The following is a 17,117-nucleotide window of genomic DNA, read 5'->3' on the forward strand; positions in this document are numbered from 1 at the left end:
TACATATAACAGCCGATGTTAATTAAGTTTACATTATATGTGAAAGGATAGTGTTATAAAATGAGTATTGTTTTAACACAAGAACCAACAGTAGCAGCAATTAAAGAGACGATTGAAAAGAAAAATGTAGATCTTTTGCACTTGCAATTTGTGGATATCGAAGGTTCTTTAAAAAACGTAACAGTAACTGCAGAAAAAATTGATGACGTAGTAGAAGGAAAAACAATGTTTGACGGCTCATCAATCACCGGTTTTTCTACGATAAATAAATCTGACCTTTATTTGCAGCCTGACTTAAATACCTTTGCGGTGTTACCATGGTCGGAGCAGGAAGGATATTCAGAAGCACGCTTTTTGTGCAGCATTACGAATCCGGACGGATCTGATTTTGAGGGAGACCCAAGAAATGTATTAAAAAAACAGTAGAACGAGCTGCTGATAGTGGTTACTCGATCAGTGTCGGGCCAGAATTGGAGTTCTTCCTGTTTGAAACTGACGAAAGAGGACTTCCAACAATGCAGACCCAGGACGTTGGCGGCTATTTTGAGCCTTCCCCTTTCGATGAGGGAGAAAAAGTACGTCTTCAAATTTATCGTACACTAAAACAAATGGATTTTACAATTGAAGCTTCTCACCATGAAGTAGCTGAAGGACAGCACGAAATCAACTTTAAATATGCAGATGCTCTTGGCTCAGCAGATGCAGCAACTACATACAAATGGGTAGTAAAAACAGTTGCTAAGCAGTTTGGTTATCATGCATCCTTTATGCCAAAGCCAATTGGCGGGGCAAACGGAAACGGTATGCATATCAACCTCTCCCTCTTTGATTTAGAAAAGAGCGAAAATGCATTTTATGATGATCAAGCTGAGCAGGGGCTCTCTGAAACGGCTTATCAATTCATTGGGGGATTAATCCATAATGTGAAAAATTTCGCGGCGATCACCAACCCTCTTGTAAACTCTTATAAACGACTTGTTCCTGGTTATGAAGCGCCTTGCTATATCGCCTGGTCTGCTTCCAATCGCTCTGCCCTTGTACGCATCCCTGCAACCCGCGGAGCTGGAACACGGGTAGAAATCCGTTGCCCGGACCCTTCAGCAAACCCGTATCTTGCTTTTGCAGTGGTAGCATCTGCTGGTTTAGACGGAGTCGAGCAAGAGCTCAGCCCAGGAGAAGAAACCGTTGACGATATTTTCAGCATGACTGAACAGGAACTTTCAGAGCGAGGGATTGACAACTTGCCAACAAACCTTGAATCTGCGCTTCTTGCCCTAGAAGAAGGAGAAATCGGCAAAAATACATTAGGTGAGCATGTTTTCAACGAGTATTTACAGTTAAAACGTGATGAATGGAATGATTTCCGGACTACAGTGCATGATTGGGAGATCAGCAAATACCAAGCTAAGTTTTAATGTCATTACTATAAAACCCAACAACCATGGCCCGTAAGAAGCCATGGTTGTTTTAGTATTATCATACTTTTCAGCGAAAGGTCTATATAGCTATATCATACTTAAATCGAAGGAGGGTATATAAGTTTAATGCCTCGCCTAGGAGAAAGACTCCATCGTGGGGGCTTTTTCTGATAACCATCGTCTTTCCAGTATGCATAGCGTTTTCAGTACTCAGGTACCTGTTAGGCTTTATAAGTATTAAACACTAGAAAAAGCTACCACAAAAGACCCTTGCAGTTCTGATTAATGACTTTCCTCAGTTCGGCTCCTAAGACTCTCTTACTACACCAGACATGTAACTTTTTCTTTCTGATAAGCCTCCCTTTATACAAAGACATGCTGTGCCTTATGCAGGCCAGCATAATGGCCGTTTAAAAGGAGCAGCTCGTCATGCGTTCCCTGTTCTTCGATTCCTTTCTCAGTTACGACAATAATACGGTCTGCATGGCGTATGGTAGCAAGACGGTGTGCAATAACAAGTGTGGTCCGTCCTTCGGCCAGTTCGTATAGAGAACGCTGGATCGAAGCTTCTGTTTCTGTATCGAGTGCGGATGTGGCTTCATCAAGAATTAAAATTGGCGGATTTTTTAAAAACATCCGTGCGATCGATAATCGCTGTTTTTGTCCCCCAGACAGCTTTACCCCTCGTTCGCCGACAACAGTATCAAGCCCATCCGGCAGACCCTGAATGAAGCTTTCAAGCTCCGCCCGCCGGGCAGCCTCCCATACTTCCCAGTCTTCGGCATCAAGTTTCCCATACCGGATGTTTTCTCGGAGGTTCCGGAAAACATAAATACATCCTGCTGGACAATTCCGATCTGCCGGCGAAGGGAAGACATTTCGATATCACGAATATCCACTCCATCTACCCGGATACTGCCTTCCTGAATTTCATAGAAACGCGGAAGCAGGCTGCAGAGCGTTGTTTTCCCCGCTCCAGAAGGACCGACAAAGGCAACGGTCTCTCCTGCTTGAATCGAAAGGTCAATGTCGCTCAAAATAGGACGATTTTCATCATAACCGAAGCCGACGTTTTCATACGTAATATCACCATGGGCCTGTTCCATCGTCTTTGCGTGTGGATGGTTTTGTATATCCGGCTCAGTGTCCATTAATGAGAGAAACCGCTTGAACCCGGAATAACCTTTCGGATAACTTTCAATAATGGCATTAATTTTTTCAATCGGACGGAAAAAAACGTTCGTCAGTAGTATAAACGCCATGAAATCTCCAATCGAAAGAGTTCCTTGTACAATAAAATAGGCGCCGCACAAGAGAACGAACAGAGTCATGATCCGCATCATCATATAGCTGAGTGAGTTGTTGATTCCCATAATACGGTAGGACAATACTTTGGCTTCCTTAAATTTCAAGTTATCCTTTTCAAACAGCTTTTGCTCATGCCTTTCATTGGCGAAAGCCTGAACAAGACGGATGCCGCCGATTGTATCTTCCACCCGGGCGTTAAAGTCTGCCATACGGACAAACATAGACTTCATTGCCCGAGACATTTTCCGGTTGCAATATACAACGATGAAAAAGAGAAACGGTACGACTAGAAATGTCAGCAGTGCAAGCTCTATATTGATATAAAGCATGACAGAAAAAGAGCCAATAAGTGTCATTAGAGCAATGAAAATATCTTCTGGCCCGTGATGGGCTACCTCTCCAATCTCAAAGAGATCATTGGTCAAGTTTGAGAGAAGATGGCCGGTTTTATTGTTATCATGGTAAGTAAACGATAACTTCTGCACATGCTCGAACAACTCTGCACGCATATCAGTTTCAATATTAATTCCAAGGCGATGTCCCCAATAGGTGACAAGATAATGAGCAACCGAGTTTAATATGTAGATTAAAAACAATGCTGCACTGGCCCATAAAATCACTGACAAATTACCACCAGGAAGCAGAGTGTCAACGACATAATTTACAATTAGCGGAAAGGCCAACTCAAGCAAAGCTACTAAAATGGCACAGATAAAGGTCACCGTAAATAGTTTTCTATAAGCTTATAGTAACGGATAAACCGTTTTAGCATTTTTATCTCCTCCCCTTTATCTGTTTTATCATATCAGAAAAGAGAACGAGAAAGGTAGTGAAAATGAAAATCATTATCAAAAAAGTTTTCTACGAGCGGTTTCCTGAAAACACATAAATTTGTTCTCCAGTAAACTTCGGGTGACATTCAGAAAGGCTCTTCTTTTTCAAAATTTTGTAAGCGGATAGTAGGGTTTATTTCTTACCGCCACGCGTGTGATTCACACTGTATAGAAATATAAAGAAGCACCCAAATCTTCTTTGATTCGGGTGCCTCTTACGAAGCCTTTCTTTTCCTTCTTAGATAGTATCTAATTCTTCTGATTTGTGATTTGTTCTTTAGTCTCTTAAAACCGACTAAACCAGGCCAACGATTCAGCTCAAAGATATACAAAGATCCTTTCCTGTCCATCCCAATATCTACTGCGAAAATCCGCTGACGTGGAAAATAGGCACCTAATGTATTCGCTGCTAGTAAAGAAATTTGTTTAAAGTCATTCTCAATTGCTTGTGGCGTTTTTGCTTTTATATTTATTCTCTTTAGAGCTCTTCGTAAAGGCAAGACTCTACCATTTCTGTGTCTGTTTGTAACTTTGTACCCTTTTCCTGCCTTTCTCGCTATCATTCCCGTCACTGTCCAAGGCGAGCTTACGCTTTTTCTCTGAACGATAACCCTGAAATCAACCGGTCTGCCTTTTATTTTTGCAAGTTTGATTTCTGGCTGAATATTAAATCTTCTTTTCCTCGTCTTCTTCCTCATATATTGATAGAGACTGTTTTTACTTTTGAATACCCTTCGTCTTCTGTTAATGTACATAACATAGTTTCCGGAATTAACCTTGATAAAATAAATGCTTCGTCCTTTCTTTCCATTGTTGGGTTTCACCACAATCGATTTATATCGCTTAAGCATCTTATAAAAGTTAGCTTTGCTCCATCTCACGGTACGTGGCAGATACGGCTTAAGATTATTATTTTTTCTCATTGCAGCGTGCATCTTATATTTATTTCTGCCTTTTAAACGCACAACGATTTATCCCTCCTTCCCTAGGTTTCAAAAGCTAGTGTATGCAAGAAAAAGAAGGAAGGCAGGGTGTTTCAAGGAAGAAGTTCGTCCAATTAAAAAAATACCAGCCCCTTTGAAGAAGCTGGTATTTCATCTAGTAGAAATATAACGAAATAGAAAGTCACAAAGCTGGGGAGTTCCCCAGCTTTGTGCAGCATATTAATCCAGCACCACTTCGACTGCAGCCAATTCCTTTCCCGTCTTGGTTATTGTCTCGCCCTCCTCATTTTTTACGGTAATCTCTGAATCTGTTCTTTTGATTTCCTGCAAGCTCTCAAGAAACCCCTCTTCCATCTTTAGTTTTTCAAAGCTCTTGTCGTTTTCCATATTTACATTTAATCCGTCTTTAAATTTCAATCTTAATATCATTTCCCTCTCTCCTTTACTTTAATATTCTGTAAAATGTGAGGTTCATTTAATTTAACCTGTGTTTTACTAGACGAATTCCTTATTTTCCTCAAGTTTAAAAGTCCTTTTTCATATTATTTCTTCTGGAATTTTCATTGATGCTTAGGGTGAAGACAAATATGACTGTTTTATATAGGGAGAGAGACTTACGCGAGGGGGAGTTTTTATTAATTGGGTCAAACTAGACGATAATTGGGTCAAACTGGACCATAATTGGGTCAATTTAGAGCTTAATTGGGTCAATTTAGAGCTTAATTGGGTCAATTTAGAGCTTAATTGGGTCAATTTAGAGCTTAATTGGGTCAATTTAGAGCTTAATTGGGTCAAATCAGATGATAATTCGGCCAACCAAACCATATAGGTCAAGTGCCAACTTCTCCGGTCAAAAGTCAACGGTACATTGAATCTCTTTCAGCTCATCACTCTGTTCATACGGTATCATTCATTTCGTTAGCCAGCCTTTGTAAATACAGCTTTGTTCCCTGCCAGAAAATCGCATAGACAACAATGAAAAGCAGCAGGCCAATGAGTACAGGCATCACACTAAATGGAAGCCAGCCAATAAAGATGGCTAAAGGAAGCCAAAGTCCAACTGAAACCATAAAGTGAACAGTTGTTTGTTTTAACGGGCTCCAACTTTCGATTTCATAAATAAAAGAAGCACAGCCAAAGTACACGCCCATTAAGATGCTGCCCAGCATATTCAGCCATATCGTTGACACAGATGCCTCAATTCCTTGAATCATCATAATCGTCAGCGCTGCAAATGTGAAGATTCCAGCAAAACCCAAGCCAGCAAATCCTCTTCGTATGACTTCAATCATTTTCTTTCCCTCATTCCCATGATTAATTTATTTTTCAAATTGAGGACATATTTTCTCGACACATACTCTTTGCTTCCTGATTTGAAAAACACACACAGATTCCCATTAAACGCAACCTCAAATCGCTTAATGTTGTTTACGTTTCCGATAACGGATTTTGAAAAACGGGTAAAGTCATAAGGTAAAAGCATTTCTTCCGCTTCATATAATTTCATGTTCAATTCAATGGTGTGGTTATTTATAGAAGCAAATACTTTTCGCTTCTCTGCATAGATAAAGTCTATTTCCCCGGGCTCTAATAATATAGATTTATCCTCCTCTGTCCCGACGATCCTCTTTGGCGTTTGATGATTAATCTTCTTTATCAACTCTTCTATATCCGGTGACCACTCTTTTGCGTGGATGGTAACATGCATTTCATTATGGTTATTATCAATATCTATATTAACTTTTATCATTCATCGTCCCCCTCCCTCATTATTTACTATATCAACCTGATCCTTTTTTGAATGTAAAAAAGTGAACAACCTGCAGAAAAAGCGTCCTAAGATGCAGCAATCCTTATACTAACTGATTGACAAAAAAGGCTCCCCCTTGAATAAGGAGGAACCATATGCTGAGTTTGTTTAATTTCCTGCATTTAAAAGCCAGTTGCGTAATTTTGTCTTAGGATAGTATGTAGTTCCATTAATTATGATATGTGGGATATCTGAATGCTCTTGAATTAAATGTCTTGCATCTTCTTTAGTGATTCCGATAAAGTGATGGACTTCATTTTCCTTAATTAGTTCATGTTCGTCCTCGTCTAAGTAATCTATGATATCTTTAGCATTCGGGTTCTTAAAATTTTTCAATCCATCACCAATAAAATACCCTGCTGCTGCAATTCCTATAGCCAGCCAAAACAGGCTCATATCCATGTTCATTCCCCCAACATTTTTGTTCTATTTGTTTCCCTGTATATTCTGCTGTCATTTATAGTGTATCAGACGTTTCTTCATTTAGTGTATTAGCAGACGTTATGATTCAGGTTTTGGGGGATGAAAACACACTAGAGACACGGCACCCCTCTATGTGCCTCTATAAGAACATTAATCACTATTCTTTTGGAGTAAACTGGCAAGAAAGATTCTTTTCATTCCAATCGCTTTTTTTGTATAATAAAAAAGCAGTTGAAGCTTCACCTGCCCCTTTTCTATGAATTTTTTATTAAACATTTTTTTTAGTGTACATTTTTGGAAGCCCATATACTTTGGGCTTCTTTTGTGTTCTGTGTCAGAAAAAGACAAAAGGGCAAAGCTTATTATAGATATGTAGAGAGGTTTTTGATATGTATGCTTCATAATCCTACAGGTAAAGAACGTCTGGGGTTGGCTTTCCTTCTAGGTTTGCTGGCAGTCCTCGGCCCTTTTAATATTGATATGTATCTGCCGAGCTTCCCTGAAATTGCTCATGATTTAGAGGCAAGTGCCTCATTAGTACAACTTAGCTTAACAGCATGCTTAATCGGACTTGCACTCGGCCAGCTCGTTGTGGGGCCGATCAGTGATGCCCAGGGCAGAAGAAAACCATTATTAATTTCCATTTTTTTGTTCGCTCTTTCGTCCCTTCTTTGCGCTCTGGCGCCTAATATTACTACGCTTCTTATTGGACGTTTTCTGCAAGGCTTCACCGCATCAGCTGGAATAGTCCTTTCTCGCGCTGTAGTCCGTGACGTTTTCAGTGGGAAAGAGCTTACGAAATTTTTTGCCCTTTTAATGGTTATTAATGCAGTAGCTCCTATGGTTGCTCCTATGGGCGGCGGAGCCATTCTACTTCTCCCATTTGCAAGCTGGCATACAATTTTCTATTTTTTAACTCTGCTTGGTCTCTTTATCGTAATTACTGTGGCATTCCGTTTAAAGGAGACGTTACCACCTGAGAACAGAATTCCCAGCTCCATTGGAAATTCTATCCGGACCATGGGCAGTCTGGTGAAGGACCGTTCCTTTATCGGGTACGCTTTGGTTGTCGGGTTTGTTCACGGTGGAAGCTTCGCTTATGTTTCAGGTACCCCCTTTGTTTATCAGGGGATCTATGAGGTCTCGCCTCAAGTATTTAGTATATTATTTGGCATCAATGGGCTTGGCATTATTATGGGAAGTTGGCTTATCGGCCATTTTGCTGGAATCATCCAGGAAAGAAGTCTTCTTAAAGCAGCAGTCCTTACAGCCGTAAGTGCAACTTCTATTCTTTTAGTGATGACTATTATTGAGGGACCGTTAGCATCCATTGTCATTCCTATTTTTATTTATATGACATCTATGGGGATGATTTTAACTAGCTCCTTCACACTGGCTATGGAAAAACAGGGTCACCGGGCAGGCAGCGCTAGTGCTTTGTTAGGGATGTTTCCTTTATTATTAGGTGCTGCTGTTTCGCCTCTCGTTGGGATTAACGAAACCACAGCAGTACCAATGGGAGCCATATTATTCATCACTTCCTTTATTGGTTTGCTGGCCTTTTTTCTCCTCACTCAAAGCAATCAAGAGCAACAAAACAAAGAGTTGAAAATGGAGGATAACTCCCCCATTTTCGACATAAAAAAAGACAAGGATCTCCCCTTGTCTTTTTTGCTTTCCTTTTCTCTAAAGCTCTCCCCTGTCATCTGCTAGTCAGTCATCCACCTAAAATTCTACAGAGATCGAGAAAAACAGACAAATAAACAAAATATTCTGACATTTATTATCGCATTTTGTCGATTCATTTTATTTAAGCGCCAAGGCTTGCTTTTCTATTTATTTACCTTCTTGCTTCCACAAATTTGTGTAAGTATGTGGCGCACTGTAATGTAGTTTCTTTAATTTCCCTTTCGCTTTTGTGAAACTTTTTTGCTGTCATTTCTAATGGATTGTTCATTGGATCGTATAACTGCACTTCAAGGTAATATGTGTATATTCTCCGTTCCTCTACTCCCATTTGCTGAAGTCCTACTTCCCACAGCATGTCAGCTTCATTTTCCTTATTTCCTGTAGCATACATAATTCCCTCGATACGATCTGTAACAGTTGTGCTCATTAAAACCATCCACTCCTCTGAAAGTTTTCTAAAAGGTAATTTCTTCAAATTATACAATAATCCTTTACTGGTTTCAAATTTCAAATTTAGTCCATTTTAACTAGTTTTATTTTTTTCTTCTTTACCTCGGTAAATTCTATGTGCAGCAAATGAGGAAAATTCCAATTTGTTTGTCAACTCACATAACCTGAATCGGCTGTTATGAAAGGAAAAATCAACAAACCAATTATTCTTTTTAGAAAAGTACATAGGTGTTTATCTGTATAAATTATCAGACTTTTTCAAAAATCATTAGATTTATCATATAATTTTTACAATAGATGGTATAAAATAGATATATGGACCTATTCATTCATTCTGATAATTTTATTACTTATGCACATAGTAAGTAAAAAAAGGAGGGTACCCATGATGTTCACTTATGGCAAAGACATTCCCCTGGAGAACGTGCCTAACGAAAATCAATCTGCTGATTCACAGGAAGCAGCCACTCCGACTTCAGAGCAAGAACGTTTCTCTTATGATTACAGAAAGCCAATCCCCTTGGAAAACATCCCGAAATAGAAAAACCTCGTGATGAGATTCTCATCACGAGGTTTTTTCTTTATTGTGCTTTGACTGCATCCTTAGCGAAACGTTTTGCTGTTTCTTTTGCATTTTCGATTGCCTCTGCCTTGATCTCCTCTGATTTTTCAGGATTTTGAGCCATTCCTTCGGCAATGACTGATTCAACATCTGTTACACCCATAAAGGCTAATACCTGCTTAATGTAGCGGTCGCCCATTTCCATTTCCTTTGCAGGGCCTTCAGAGTAGATGCCGCCCCTCGCTTGAATGTGGATCGCCTTCTTATCTTCAAGAAGTCCCACAGGGCCTTCTGCTGTATATTTGAATGTCTTGCCTGCAATAGCAATGTTATCAATATAAGCCTTTACTCTTGGAGGAAAGCTGAAGTTCCATAGTGGAGTAACAAAGACATACTTGTCAGCTTCAATAAACTGGTCAGTCAATTCATTGATACGTGACACTTTATCTTTTTCATCATCACTTAGCTCTTCATAGCCTTTTCCTTGCTGAAGCTTGCCCCAGCCTTGAAATACATCGGTATCAATATAAGGAAGGTCTTTTTTATAAAGGTCGATATGCACCACTTCATCATTTGGGTTTTCTTCTTTGTATGCTTTTAAGAATTCTTCCCCAACTGCCAAACTGATAGATTCTTCTGGTGTTTTAGGATTTGCAGTAATGTACAATACTTTTGCCACTTGTATCTTCTCCTTTTTTTCCGTGTTTTTGTTATGGTTTCCTAACTCTTCATGTGTCATGCAGACATGAGAGTCAGAATAAATGAATGTATCTTCAAGATAAGAGGTTGCTATAGCAACCAAAACCCCAAAAAATTTTCTACAATCCCCACTATAATATAACTAAGTTGTTACAGCAACTATTTACACTCAATTTTTGATAAAAATTTTCCTGCCTGATCTAGTACACATTGTCTCTCATTTTTGAAAGCACTTTTCGAGTCGTATTTAATTCTTCCTCTGTAATCCCTCTGCATACTAGCTGGTTAAATTCTTCAGCTACGGGAAGGACTTTTTCTTTTAAAAGCTCTCCTTCTTCTGTGAGATATACTCTTTGAGACCGGCGGTCTTCCGGACAGCCTGCTCTGCGGACAAATCCCTTTCTCTCCAGGCTGTATGCCATCCGTGCGATATTAGTCTTATCCTTGTTTAAACGCTGGCCGATTTCATTTTGAGTAAGGCCATCTCTTTCCCACAGAACCATCATAATTAAATTTTGCTCTGGCGCTATATTATAAGGAGATAACTTTCCCTTTACGTAGTTCGTTAGCGTTAAGTCTGTCTGGTGTATAAAAATGCTGATATAACTCTCTATTGATATATTCATTCCCATTCTCCCCTGTATCTCTTTCCATCTTGTAGTCCTTGTCTCCATTATTTAACATTCTGCATTAATACTATACTTTTATTCTACAATGAACAAGGGAGTGAACCAAACTTCTTTTGTATCTTTAATATAAAATGGCCACCAGCGAGAAAAAGCTTGGGCTGCATTTTCAAGTTTTTTTCTTTGTGATTGATTGAAGTCACTCTATATGAACGGGAAATATTATAAGGCAAGCCTTCCAGCATGGAAGGCTTGCCTTGTTCCTAATTGACAACAATATATCCAACCATAGGGCCATTATCATCATGATGGGAATGCGTGAGACAAATCAGACGATAGATTCCACTCTCTGTAAAGTGAAGATCTATTTCTGTCTCTTCTCCTTTTTTCACAGTTCCTTTAATATCAGTACCTTCGATCATAAAAGGGTGCTCTTTTCCATTCACGCCGTATATCTTTAATTTCACCTGTTTATTTTTTGGAATGACAATGGTTCCTGGATCCCAGCGATAGGCTTCAATTTCTTTACCATCCTCAGTAGTCGTCTTAAATTCAGTTGTTACCATTTGAATCTCAAATTCCTCTGCCGGACCGGCTGTCTCATATGATTGAACTTCCTCATTGTACCACCAGGCAAAAATTAAAAAGAAAAAAACAGGTGAACAAATAATGACAGGAAGCCATTTTTTCTTAATTATGATCGAGCGCATGTTTCTCCCCCTTTGCTTGTCATATAATACATCTATATGACACGAAGAAGGATAAGCATGTCTATATCTTCCATTTTCCTTTTAGGGGTTTTTACTTTTATGCCCCCACCACCTGAACTGTCCCCCGTTAAAACAGATACTTAGAGGTATCTAAAAGAAGGCTGGGAATCGTTCCCAGCCCTCTGATGTTTCCCTGTTAGCTTTTCTTTTTTGATTTCTTTGGCTTCACAAAGGTAACTCTTGTTACCAGATTCATGTTAATGGCTGTATTTTCCTCATGAACCAGCCATTTATCCTTGCTTTTAGTAATCTGATCGAGAATCTCTTTCTTTGATTCACCTTTTATTCCGACAGTTTTGTAATTATCTCGGTCGAAATAAAATCTCACCTTATAGGTTTCCATAATTCCCCTCCCTTTCGGTTATACATTTTCCTATTGCTTTATTCCCTTCTTTATCAATACAGTAACTTCAATCTTTTCCTTCAAACAAATAAAAAACTGTCCGTTATCAGGACAGTCCTAAGCCTATGCTCCTTCTTTTATAAAACCTCTCAGCACATTCTCCTGCCGGTACTTTAAATGGATATCAATCAATATGCTGTCTATCAGCTCTTCATCATTTATTTTGTGTTTACTTACTAAATTCTCTTTTCGGCAGACTCTCCAATCATTTTTTGAAAACCTCACTAAATAAATCCCCTGAACATTACTTTTCACAATTCCGTCTTTATTTGTTAAAGAGCAAGTAACTTTTTCTTCAGGATAATATTCCATTATGAATTCCTCCTTTTCCCTAATAGCACATGCCTGGGCCTCGGTGAATCCTGTGAGTAGTGTTTTTTATTTATATGCGGACAAGTCTGTAAATAGTAGGAGATTATTAGTAAATCTATTATTAATAAATTAATAGTTTTAATGGAAGATAAGAAATAATGGCAATGTTGAACATAGGAACATGTCTACAACATGGTTGGAAAAAAGAAGAACATATGAACTTCGATTAATAACTTACCCAGTATCAGCTGCGTTGTAAAGTTCTATCGTATCATTTGGCTGAAATGAGGATAAAACACCAAGTCCACTGATAAAAAACAAAAAAACAACAAGAGCAAGTACACGTCTGTTCAATCTGCTGCTTTTCATTAGCTCCTCCTTTACTACCGTATTCGTATTGTTAGTAAACCAGGATGCCCTAATTTGTAATTTTAATCCGTGTAATTATAATTCATTGCATGTTCTGGTTTTCCTCTTTAAAGCTATAAATTAATTGTATATTCTGAAAATTAAACAAAGTATGTTGCTTTATATGAGGAAACCAATATTCTTCCTTGTTATTCTGAATATTTGAGATAAATAAAAGGAATAGGAATGACAAACCTACAATACGAAAGGGAGAGTTTCTATTAAGAGAATACTGATTGCAGCCACGAATCATGAGACATTGGAAAATCCGAAGAAAAGAACAGGATTATGGTTAAGTGAGCTGACCGTATTTTATGATAAGGCAATTAAAAAATATGAAGTAGACATTGTGAGTCCTACAGGGGGTGAAGTTCCTTTAGACCCAAGGAGCAAGCTTACTGCCCTTCTCCGAAAGAAAACGAGAAAGTATTTAAAGGATCCGGCCTTCAGGAATAAGCTTCAACATTCATTATCTCCTGAAGAAATTAAAAGTGATGAATACCACGCTATTTATTTTGCAGGAGGCCATGGAACCATGTGGACTTTCCTGATTCGACATATCTGCAGCGAATCACAAGAGAAATTTACGAAAACAAAGGAGTTGTCTCAGCGATCTGCCACGGTCCAAGTGCCTTAATCAATGTAAAGCTTTCGAACGGGAAGTATTTAATCGAGGACAAGACGTTAACCTCTTTTTCTTATAAAGAAGAGCGTCTGCTCATGCTTCATAAACAAATCCCTTTTGTCCTTCAATCAAAGCTGGAGAAACGAGGAGCAAATTATAAACAATCATTGCTTCCCTTTACCTCTTTTGTAAAACAAGATGGACGACTGGTCACTGGTCAAAACCCACAGTCGGTTAGAAAAACAACAAAGAAAACGTTAAAGCTTCTTAAGAAAACCTATAAATAAAGAAGGGGACGTCTCCCCTTCTTTATTGTATCATATATCGGATGCTCTATAATTATGGAAGATCCTCAATTGAGATTCAGTTAAGGCGTACGTATTCATAGCATCCTGTCTTGTGATCCCGAATTTTTCACTGGCTTTCTTTTCTACATAAGCGTCATATTCTTCCACATCTGTTTGTTTCCCTGCTGCTGCTAAACGCTCGTACTCATCACGCATATAAACGTAAACTGCACGTTGATCTTTAGGCAGGGTTTGTAAAAATTCTTCCGTTTTTTGCCTGCTGTCTGGCATTTCTCTTCCACCCTCTTTCATCCATCGATCTCTACTTTCTATATATTCGACAAAATCAGGAGAGTTTCCTTTAATATATAAATAAAAAGTATTAATCAATTTTACTGTTTGGACAAAAGAAACAGTCTTTTGACTTGCTTCATTCTTCGGTACGTTACCCATAATTCTACAAGTTATTTGATATAACCTTCATACCCTTTAATCACTGCTTCTGCATAGTGAAACAATGTATTCGTCCAATTTACACATTCTCTTCGTCTTGGACGATTCCACTTTCCTTCAGAAAAAAATGACCTCCTTAGTCCTTCACTTAATTCAAATTGAACGCCTTTCCCAATTTTTGTGCGGTTGCAAACGTTGACTGGGTTATTTCCTCCAATATGAAAAGGTGCCAGTTCAACCTGGAACCCGTATGCTTCAAGACTTGACCAAATAGCGTTCCGCAATGAATAATTAAGACCTCCAATATATGTGACACTCTCTTTTCCCATGCACCCATGAAAGGCAAGGTGGTGTTTCTTCTCATGAGATATCCGTACAATATTCTTTTCATCATAATGATTTGAGGTTACATGAAGGATGGTGTTACTTTTCCTAAGCCTTCCATTAAAATCAAAATAAGTAAAACCTCCCTTTTCTGAAACAAGGCAGGCAACCTCCGTGGTTCCAGGCTCAATTCCCCCGCCGTGAAGTGAAGAAACCACGGTCTCACTGTCGTTTTCTTTTATTGTAAAGGAATAGTCTCTGCCCGGACTCCAATAAGGATCAGAAAGAAGCTCTGTCATTGAATCGTATAAGTCCTGGCAGCCATCCCACCTTTCAAAAGGTGTCTTCATCTTTACCCCGCCTGTTCGTTTGCTCTTTTTTTTATTCTATAGATACGGCTTTCTTATTGAAAGGAACCTGCCTGTTTTTTCTGAAATGACTTCAGTATAAATCATCACGTAAGGGAAAAAGTAATCCACAGGGGGGTGAAAACATTGAGAAATAACAACAATAGAAATAACAATAATAACAATAACAACGAGAATAACAATCTGGAGAATGAATTAAATGTTGACGATTTAAATACAGAATTTGCTTGTGAAGTAAATCTGCAGGATTTAAAAAACAGAGATAACCGCGAGCGTAACAATAATAACTGTTAATTGAAAGGGTGCCTGGCACCCTTCTTTTTTGTAATGATTCTGTAACACTGATAAGTGCGGAACCCTGGGTTTATTCGCTTTGTCTCCTTTTCCTGTTTGTGGGTGCCAGGCACCACTGAAGGCGCCACTGTCAGGCACCTTTCTGATCTCAAAATTTTGATTATTCCCATCCTTTTTCTTCCAAATAAACTTAGTATAAGAATGTTAAAAAAGGCAATGCTATTTTTGGGAGGTGATAACGATGAATAACAATAACAACAACAACAACAACAACGACAACCGCAACAATCGCAACAACCGTAACAACCGCAACAACAACAACAACAACAACAACGAACTAAATCTTGACAATGTGAACACTGAGTTCGCAAACGATAACGATCTACAAGATTTAGACCGCAACAACCGCAACAACCGTAATAACCGCAACAATCGCAACAACAATGATAACAACAATAACAACTAATGATTCATCTCCAAACCCTCGTAATATACTTTACGGGGGTTTCCCCTTTATAGTATGCTGCCCCATATATAGCAGGTGAAGGCCTTGTTTAGCAGCACAAAAAAGGCTCAACGCCCAATGTTTTTCCCTTCTTTTATCCCTGCCTTTCTGCTTCTTGAAGAGCCCGGTGCGTTGCAGGTCCGGCTATACCGTCCACCGTGACTCCTGCATCCTGTTGAAAACTTCTTACTGCTTCTCGTGTCACCGGCCCGTATATTCCATCTGCTCCGTACGTCCCTATATCATATCCTAAGTCCAGGAGTCGCTGCTGCAAATCTCGAACCAACGGACCACGGGAACCCTCTTGCAGGATTTGACCGCTCCACCCTCCGGACACTTCTTCCATTGCCCGATACGTTTCGGGTCCGGCTATACCGTCTACCGTGATTCCTGCATCCTGTTGAAAGCTCCTTACTGCTTCTCGTGTCACCGGCCCGTATATTCCATCTGCTCCGTACGAGCCTAAATCATATCCTAAGTCCAGAAGTCGCTGCTGCAAATCTCGAACCAACGGACCACGGGAACCCTCTTGCAGGATCTGTCCGCTCCAGCCCCCGGACACTTCTTCCATTGCCCGATACGTTTCGGGTCCGGCTATACCGTCTACCGTGATTCCTGCATCCTGTTGAAAGCTCCTTACTGCTTCTCGTGTCACCGGCCCGTATATTCCATCTGCTCCGTACGTCCCTAAATCGTATCCTAAGTCCAGGAGTCGCTGCTGCAAATCTCGAACCAACGGACCACGGGAACCCTCTTGCAGGATCTGTCCGCTCCAATTCTCTTCATCTGGCGTATCAGGTGTATCTTCATCTCCTCCACCATTTCCTCCATTTTCAGTAATATCATCAAAAGCTGCGGCCAGTGCTGCAGCATGAGCTCGTGCAGCTTGCTCAATAAAACTTGGATCTTGTAAATAGCTGGCATCATTACTGTTAGTAACGAAACCTCCTTCAGTTAAAATAGAAGGCATTGTGGTGTGTCTAATAACATAAAATCCTGCAGTCATACTGCCACGGTCTGGCATTCTTCCGCTCCAGGCGAAATTATATAACTCCCTATGAATTACTTCGTGAAGTTCTTCTGTACGTTGCGGAGCGCCTGGTACCGATATGTCTCAAACCCTGATACCCCGGAGGCTGCTGCATTGTAATGAACCGAGATGAATATGTCAGCTCCCCAACTGTTTGCCTGCTGAACCCGATTTTCCAGGCTGACATCGACATCCGTCGTACGGCTCATATTTATCTCTGCCCCACTATATTCGTTTTGGAGAATATCTCTTATGTGAAGAGCTGTGTCCAATGCCAAGTCTTTTTCCACCAGACCATTTCCAACTGCCCCCGTATCACTGCCACCGTGCCCAGGATCAATAAATACCCGTACACTCATGAGCCATCTTCCTCTCCTTTTATTTTTGTTTGTTCCTTGTGAGAATTTGTCTAGTACCAGCCAACATGAGTGTGGCTTATTGGCGGGTTACCTTTCAGCTTACGGTAAACTCACTAGATACGGCTCGGCCATACCCCATGTACGTATAAAAGGGCCGGCAGTCCAAGCTTTCTCTTACTCTATTTACTAAAAAAAGGTTTTTGAGATATTGTATAAG

20 protein-coding genes and 3 pseudogenes are annotated in these 17,117 nt (G+C 39.7%); 5 read left to right on the forward strand and 18 right to left on the reverse strand.

The features are described 5' to 3' along the window. The first annotated feature begins 60 nt into the window (after positions 1–60). A pseudogene (glnA, locus tag JCM19033_RS00300) lies at positions 61–1,415 on the forward strand (type I glutamate--ammonia ligase). Positions 1,416–1,781: 366 nt separating this feature from the next. On the opposite strand, the pseudogene JCM19033_RS00305 reads toward glnA, so the two are convergent. From JCM19033_RS00305 to JCM19033_RS00330, 7 genes and pseudogenes are all read right to left on the reverse strand, one after another. Further along, positions 1,782–3,498, reverse strand: a pseudogene (locus tag JCM19033_RS00305) (ABC transporter ATP-binding protein). Between the two features lie 276 nt (positions 3,499–3,774). Further along, the gene (locus JCM19033_RS00310; RefSeq protein WP_054634853.1) at positions 3,775–4,524 is read right to left on the reverse strand and encodes a YheC/YheD family protein; all 750 of its coding nucleotides are present in this window, start codon (positions 4,522–4,524) and stop codon (positions 3,775–3,777) included. 198 nt (positions 4,525–4,722) lie between these two features. Next, positions 4,723–4,932: a hypothetical protein gene (locus tag JCM19033_RS00315; protein ID WP_054634854.1), complete on the reverse strand. Its 210-nt coding sequence runs from the start codon at positions 4,930–4,932 to the stop codon at positions 4,723–4,725. Between the two features lie 141 nt (positions 4,933–5,073). After that, positions 5,074–5,328, reverse strand: a complete 255-nt coding sequence (locus JCM19033_RS27845; RefSeq protein WP_198153369.1) for a hypothetical protein — start codon at positions 5,326–5,328, stop codon at positions 5,074–5,076. A gap of 71 nt (positions 5,329–5,399) precedes the next feature. Further along, positions 5,400–5,795, reverse strand: a complete 396-nt coding sequence (locus tag JCM19033_RS00320; protein ID WP_054634855.1) for a DUF3021 domain-containing protein — start codon at positions 5,793–5,795, stop codon at positions 5,400–5,402. Further along, positions 5,792–6,253, reverse strand: coding sequence for a LytTR family DNA-binding domain-containing protein (locus tag JCM19033_RS00325; RefSeq protein WP_269757886.1), 462 nt, complete (start codon positions 6,251–6,253; stop codon positions 5,792–5,794). Before JCM19033_RS00325 ends, JCM19033_RS00320 begins: the two co-directional genes overlap by 4 nt. A gap of 168 nt (positions 6,254–6,421) precedes the next feature. Continuing rightward, positions 6,422–6,715 carry a hypothetical protein gene (locus JCM19033_RS00330; RefSeq protein ID WP_054634856.1) on the reverse strand — a complete coding sequence of 98 codons (294 nt, stop codon included), beginning with the start codon at positions 6,713–6,715 and terminating at the stop codon, positions 6,422–6,424. A gap of 414 nt (positions 6,716–7,129) precedes the next feature. Between JCM19033_RS00330 and JCM19033_RS00340 the strand changes: the two are divergent. Further along, positions 7,130–8,335 (forward strand): annotated as a pseudogene (locus JCM19033_RS00340) (Bcr/CflA family efflux MFS transporter); the annotation flags it as partial. A gap of 241 nt (positions 8,336–8,576) precedes the next feature. Here the strand turns inward: JCM19033_RS00340 and JCM19033_RS00345 are convergent. After that, positions 8,577–8,936, reverse strand: a complete 360-nt coding sequence (locus JCM19033_RS00345) for a hypothetical protein (protein WP_198153370.1) — start codon at positions 8,934–8,936, stop codon at positions 8,577–8,579. Between the two features lie 324 nt (positions 8,937–9,260). On the opposite strand from JCM19033_RS00345, the gene JCM19033_RS22985 reads away from it, so the two are divergent. Continuing rightward, a complete protein-coding gene (locus JCM19033_RS22985) occupies positions 9,261–9,416 on the forward strand; it encodes a hypothetical protein (protein WP_157049677.1) in 156 nt (51 codons plus the stop codon). A gap of 40 nt (positions 9,417–9,456) precedes the next feature. On the opposite strand, the gene JCM19033_RS00350 is transcribed toward JCM19033_RS22985, so the two are convergent. From JCM19033_RS00350 to JCM19033_RS24745, 6 genes are all read right to left on the reverse strand, one after another. After that, a complete protein-coding gene (locus JCM19033_RS00350) occupies positions 9,457–10,116 on the reverse strand; it encodes an FMN-dependent NADH-azoreductase (RefSeq protein ID WP_054635141.1) in 660 nt (219 codons plus the stop codon). A 220-nt stretch (positions 10,117–10,336) separates the two neighbouring features. Then, entirely contained in the window at positions 10,337–10,762 is a 426-nt protein-coding gene (locus tag JCM19033_RS00355; RefSeq protein ID WP_054634859.1) for a MarR family winged helix-turn-helix transcriptional regulator, read from the reverse strand. Positions 10,763–11,025: 263 nt separating this feature from the next. Then, the gene (locus JCM19033_RS00360; RefSeq protein ID WP_054634860.1) at positions 11,026–11,472 is read right to left on the reverse strand and encodes a cupredoxin domain-containing protein; all 447 of its coding nucleotides are present in this window, start codon (positions 11,470–11,472) and stop codon (positions 11,026–11,028) included. Between the two features lie 196 nt (positions 11,473–11,668). Further along, on the reverse strand, positions 11,669–11,875 hold the full coding sequence (locus JCM19033_RS00365; RefSeq protein ID WP_054634861.1) for a hypothetical protein: 207 nt from the start codon (positions 11,873–11,875) through the stop codon (positions 11,669–11,671). Positions 11,876–11,998: 123 nt separating this feature from the next. Then, the gene (locus JCM19033_RS00370; protein ID WP_054634862.1) at positions 11,999–12,247 is read right to left on the reverse strand and encodes a hypothetical protein; all 249 of its coding nucleotides are present in this window, start codon (positions 12,245–12,247) and stop codon (positions 11,999–12,001) included. Positions 12,248–12,481: 234 nt separating this feature from the next. Beyond that, positions 12,482–12,616 carry a hypothetical protein gene (locus tag JCM19033_RS24745; protein ID WP_269757887.1) on the reverse strand — a complete coding sequence of 45 codons (135 nt, stop codon included), beginning with the start codon at positions 12,614–12,616 and terminating at the stop codon, positions 12,482–12,484. Between the two features lie 576 nt (positions 12,617–13,192). On the opposite strand from JCM19033_RS24745, the gene JCM19033_RS22990 reads away from it, so the two are divergent. Beyond that, complete coding sequence (locus tag JCM19033_RS22990) at positions 13,193–13,567, forward strand: type 1 glutamine amidotransferase domain-containing protein (protein WP_198153371.1); 375 nt, start codon at positions 13,193–13,195, stop codon at positions 13,565–13,567. 30 nt (positions 13,568–13,597) lie between these two features. Here the strand turns inward: JCM19033_RS22990 and JCM19033_RS00385 are convergent, their stop codons facing one another. Then, positions 13,598–14,020, reverse strand: coding sequence for a hypothetical protein (locus JCM19033_RS00385; RefSeq protein ID WP_054634865.1), 423 nt, complete (start codon positions 14,018–14,020; stop codon positions 13,598–13,600). An 11-nt stretch (positions 14,021–14,031) separates the two neighbouring features. Further along, positions 14,032–14,694 (reverse strand): poly-gamma-glutamate hydrolase family protein, encoded by a 663-nt coding sequence (locus tag JCM19033_RS00390; RefSeq protein WP_054634866.1) that lies wholly within the window; start codon positions 14,692–14,694, stop codon positions 14,032–14,034. A 553-nt stretch (positions 14,695–15,247) separates the two neighbouring features. Here JCM19033_RS00390 and JCM19033_RS22995 point away from each other — a divergent pair. Next, complete coding sequence (locus tag JCM19033_RS22995; RefSeq protein WP_054634867.1) at positions 15,248–15,472, forward strand: hypothetical protein; 225 nt, start codon at positions 15,248–15,250, stop codon at positions 15,470–15,472. A 133-nt stretch (positions 15,473–15,605) separates the two neighbouring features. On the opposite strand, the gene JCM19033_RS00400 is transcribed toward JCM19033_RS22995, so the two are convergent. Beyond that, a complete protein-coding gene (locus JCM19033_RS00400) occupies positions 15,606–16,535 on the reverse strand; it encodes a peptidoglycan-binding protein (protein WP_054634868.1) in 930 nt (309 codons plus the stop codon). Positions 16,536–16,573: 38 nt separating this feature from the next. After that, complete coding sequence (locus tag JCM19033_RS00405) at positions 16,574–16,900, reverse strand: N-acetylmuramoyl-L-alanine amidase (RefSeq protein WP_054634869.1); 327 nt, start codon at positions 16,898–16,900, stop codon at positions 16,574–16,576. Positions 16,901–17,117 lie beyond the last annotated feature (217 nt).

The organism is Thalassobacillus sp. C254 (genome assembly GCF_001310615.1).

What these genes read in the sequence shown, in the direction of transcription:
- JCM19033_RS00355 (WP_054634859.1), bottom strand. Translation starts at nt 10,762, where the DNA reads ATGAATATATCAATAGAGAGTTATATCAGCATTTTTATACACCAGACA.
- JCM19033_RS22995 (WP_054634867.1), top strand. Translation starts at nt 15,248, where the DNA reads ATGAATAACAATAACAACAACAACAACAACAACGACAACCGCAACAAT.
- JCM19033_RS27845 (WP_198153369.1), bottom strand. Translation starts at nt 5,328, where the DNA reads ATGGTTTGGTTGGCCGAATTATCATCTGATTTGACCCAATTAAGCTCT.
- JCM19033_RS00365 (WP_054634861.1), bottom strand. Translation starts at nt 11,875, where the DNA reads ATGGAAACCTATAAGGTGAGATTTTATTTCGACCGAGATAATTACAAA.
- JCM19033_RS00390 (WP_054634866.1), bottom strand. Translation starts at nt 14,694, where the DNA reads ATGAAGACACCTTTTGAAAGGTGGGATGGCTGCCAGGACTTATACGAT.
- JCM19033_RS00385 (WP_054634865.1), bottom strand. Translation starts at nt 14,020, where the DNA reads ATGGGTAACGTACCGAAGAATGAAGCAAGTCAAAAGACTGTTTCTTTT.
- JCM19033_RS00325 (WP_269757886.1), bottom strand. Translation starts at nt 6,253, where the DNA reads ATGATAAAAGTTAATATAGATATTGATAATAACCATAATGAAATGCAT.
- JCM19033_RS24745 (WP_269757887.1), bottom strand. Translation starts at nt 12,616, where the DNA reads ATGAAAAGCAGCAGATTGAACAGACGTGTACTTGCTCTTGTTGTTTTT.
- JCM19033_RS00370 (WP_054634862.1), bottom strand. Translation starts at nt 12,247, where the DNA reads ATGGAATATTATCCTGAAGAAAAAGTTACTTGCTCTTTAACAAATAAA.
- JCM19033_RS00405 (WP_054634869.1), bottom strand. Translation starts at nt 16,900, where the DNA reads ATGAGTGTACGGGTATTTATTGATCCTGGGCACGGTGGCAGTGATACG.
- JCM19033_RS00400 (WP_054634868.1), bottom strand. Translation starts at nt 16,535, where the DNA reads ATGCCAGACCGTGGCAGTATGACTGCAGGATTTTATGTTATTAGACAC.
- JCM19033_RS22985 (WP_157049677.1), top strand. Translation starts at nt 9,261, where the DNA reads ATGATGTTCACTTATGGCAAAGACATTCCCCTGGAGAACGTGCCTAAC.
- JCM19033_RS00360 (WP_054634860.1), bottom strand. Translation starts at nt 11,472, where the DNA reads ATGCGCTCGATCATAATTAAGAAAAAATGGCTTCCTGTCATTATTTGT.
- JCM19033_RS00330 (WP_054634856.1), bottom strand. Translation starts at nt 6,715, where the DNA reads ATGGATATGAGCCTGTTTTGGCTGGCTATAGGAATTGCAGCAGCAGGG.
- JCM19033_RS00315 (WP_054634854.1), bottom strand. Translation starts at nt 4,932, where the DNA reads ATGATATTAAGATTGAAATTTAAAGACGGATTAAATGTAAATATGGAA.
- JCM19033_RS00320 (WP_054634855.1), bottom strand. Translation starts at nt 5,795, where the DNA reads ATGATTGAAGTCATACGAAGAGGATTTGCTGGCTTGGGTTTTGCTGGA.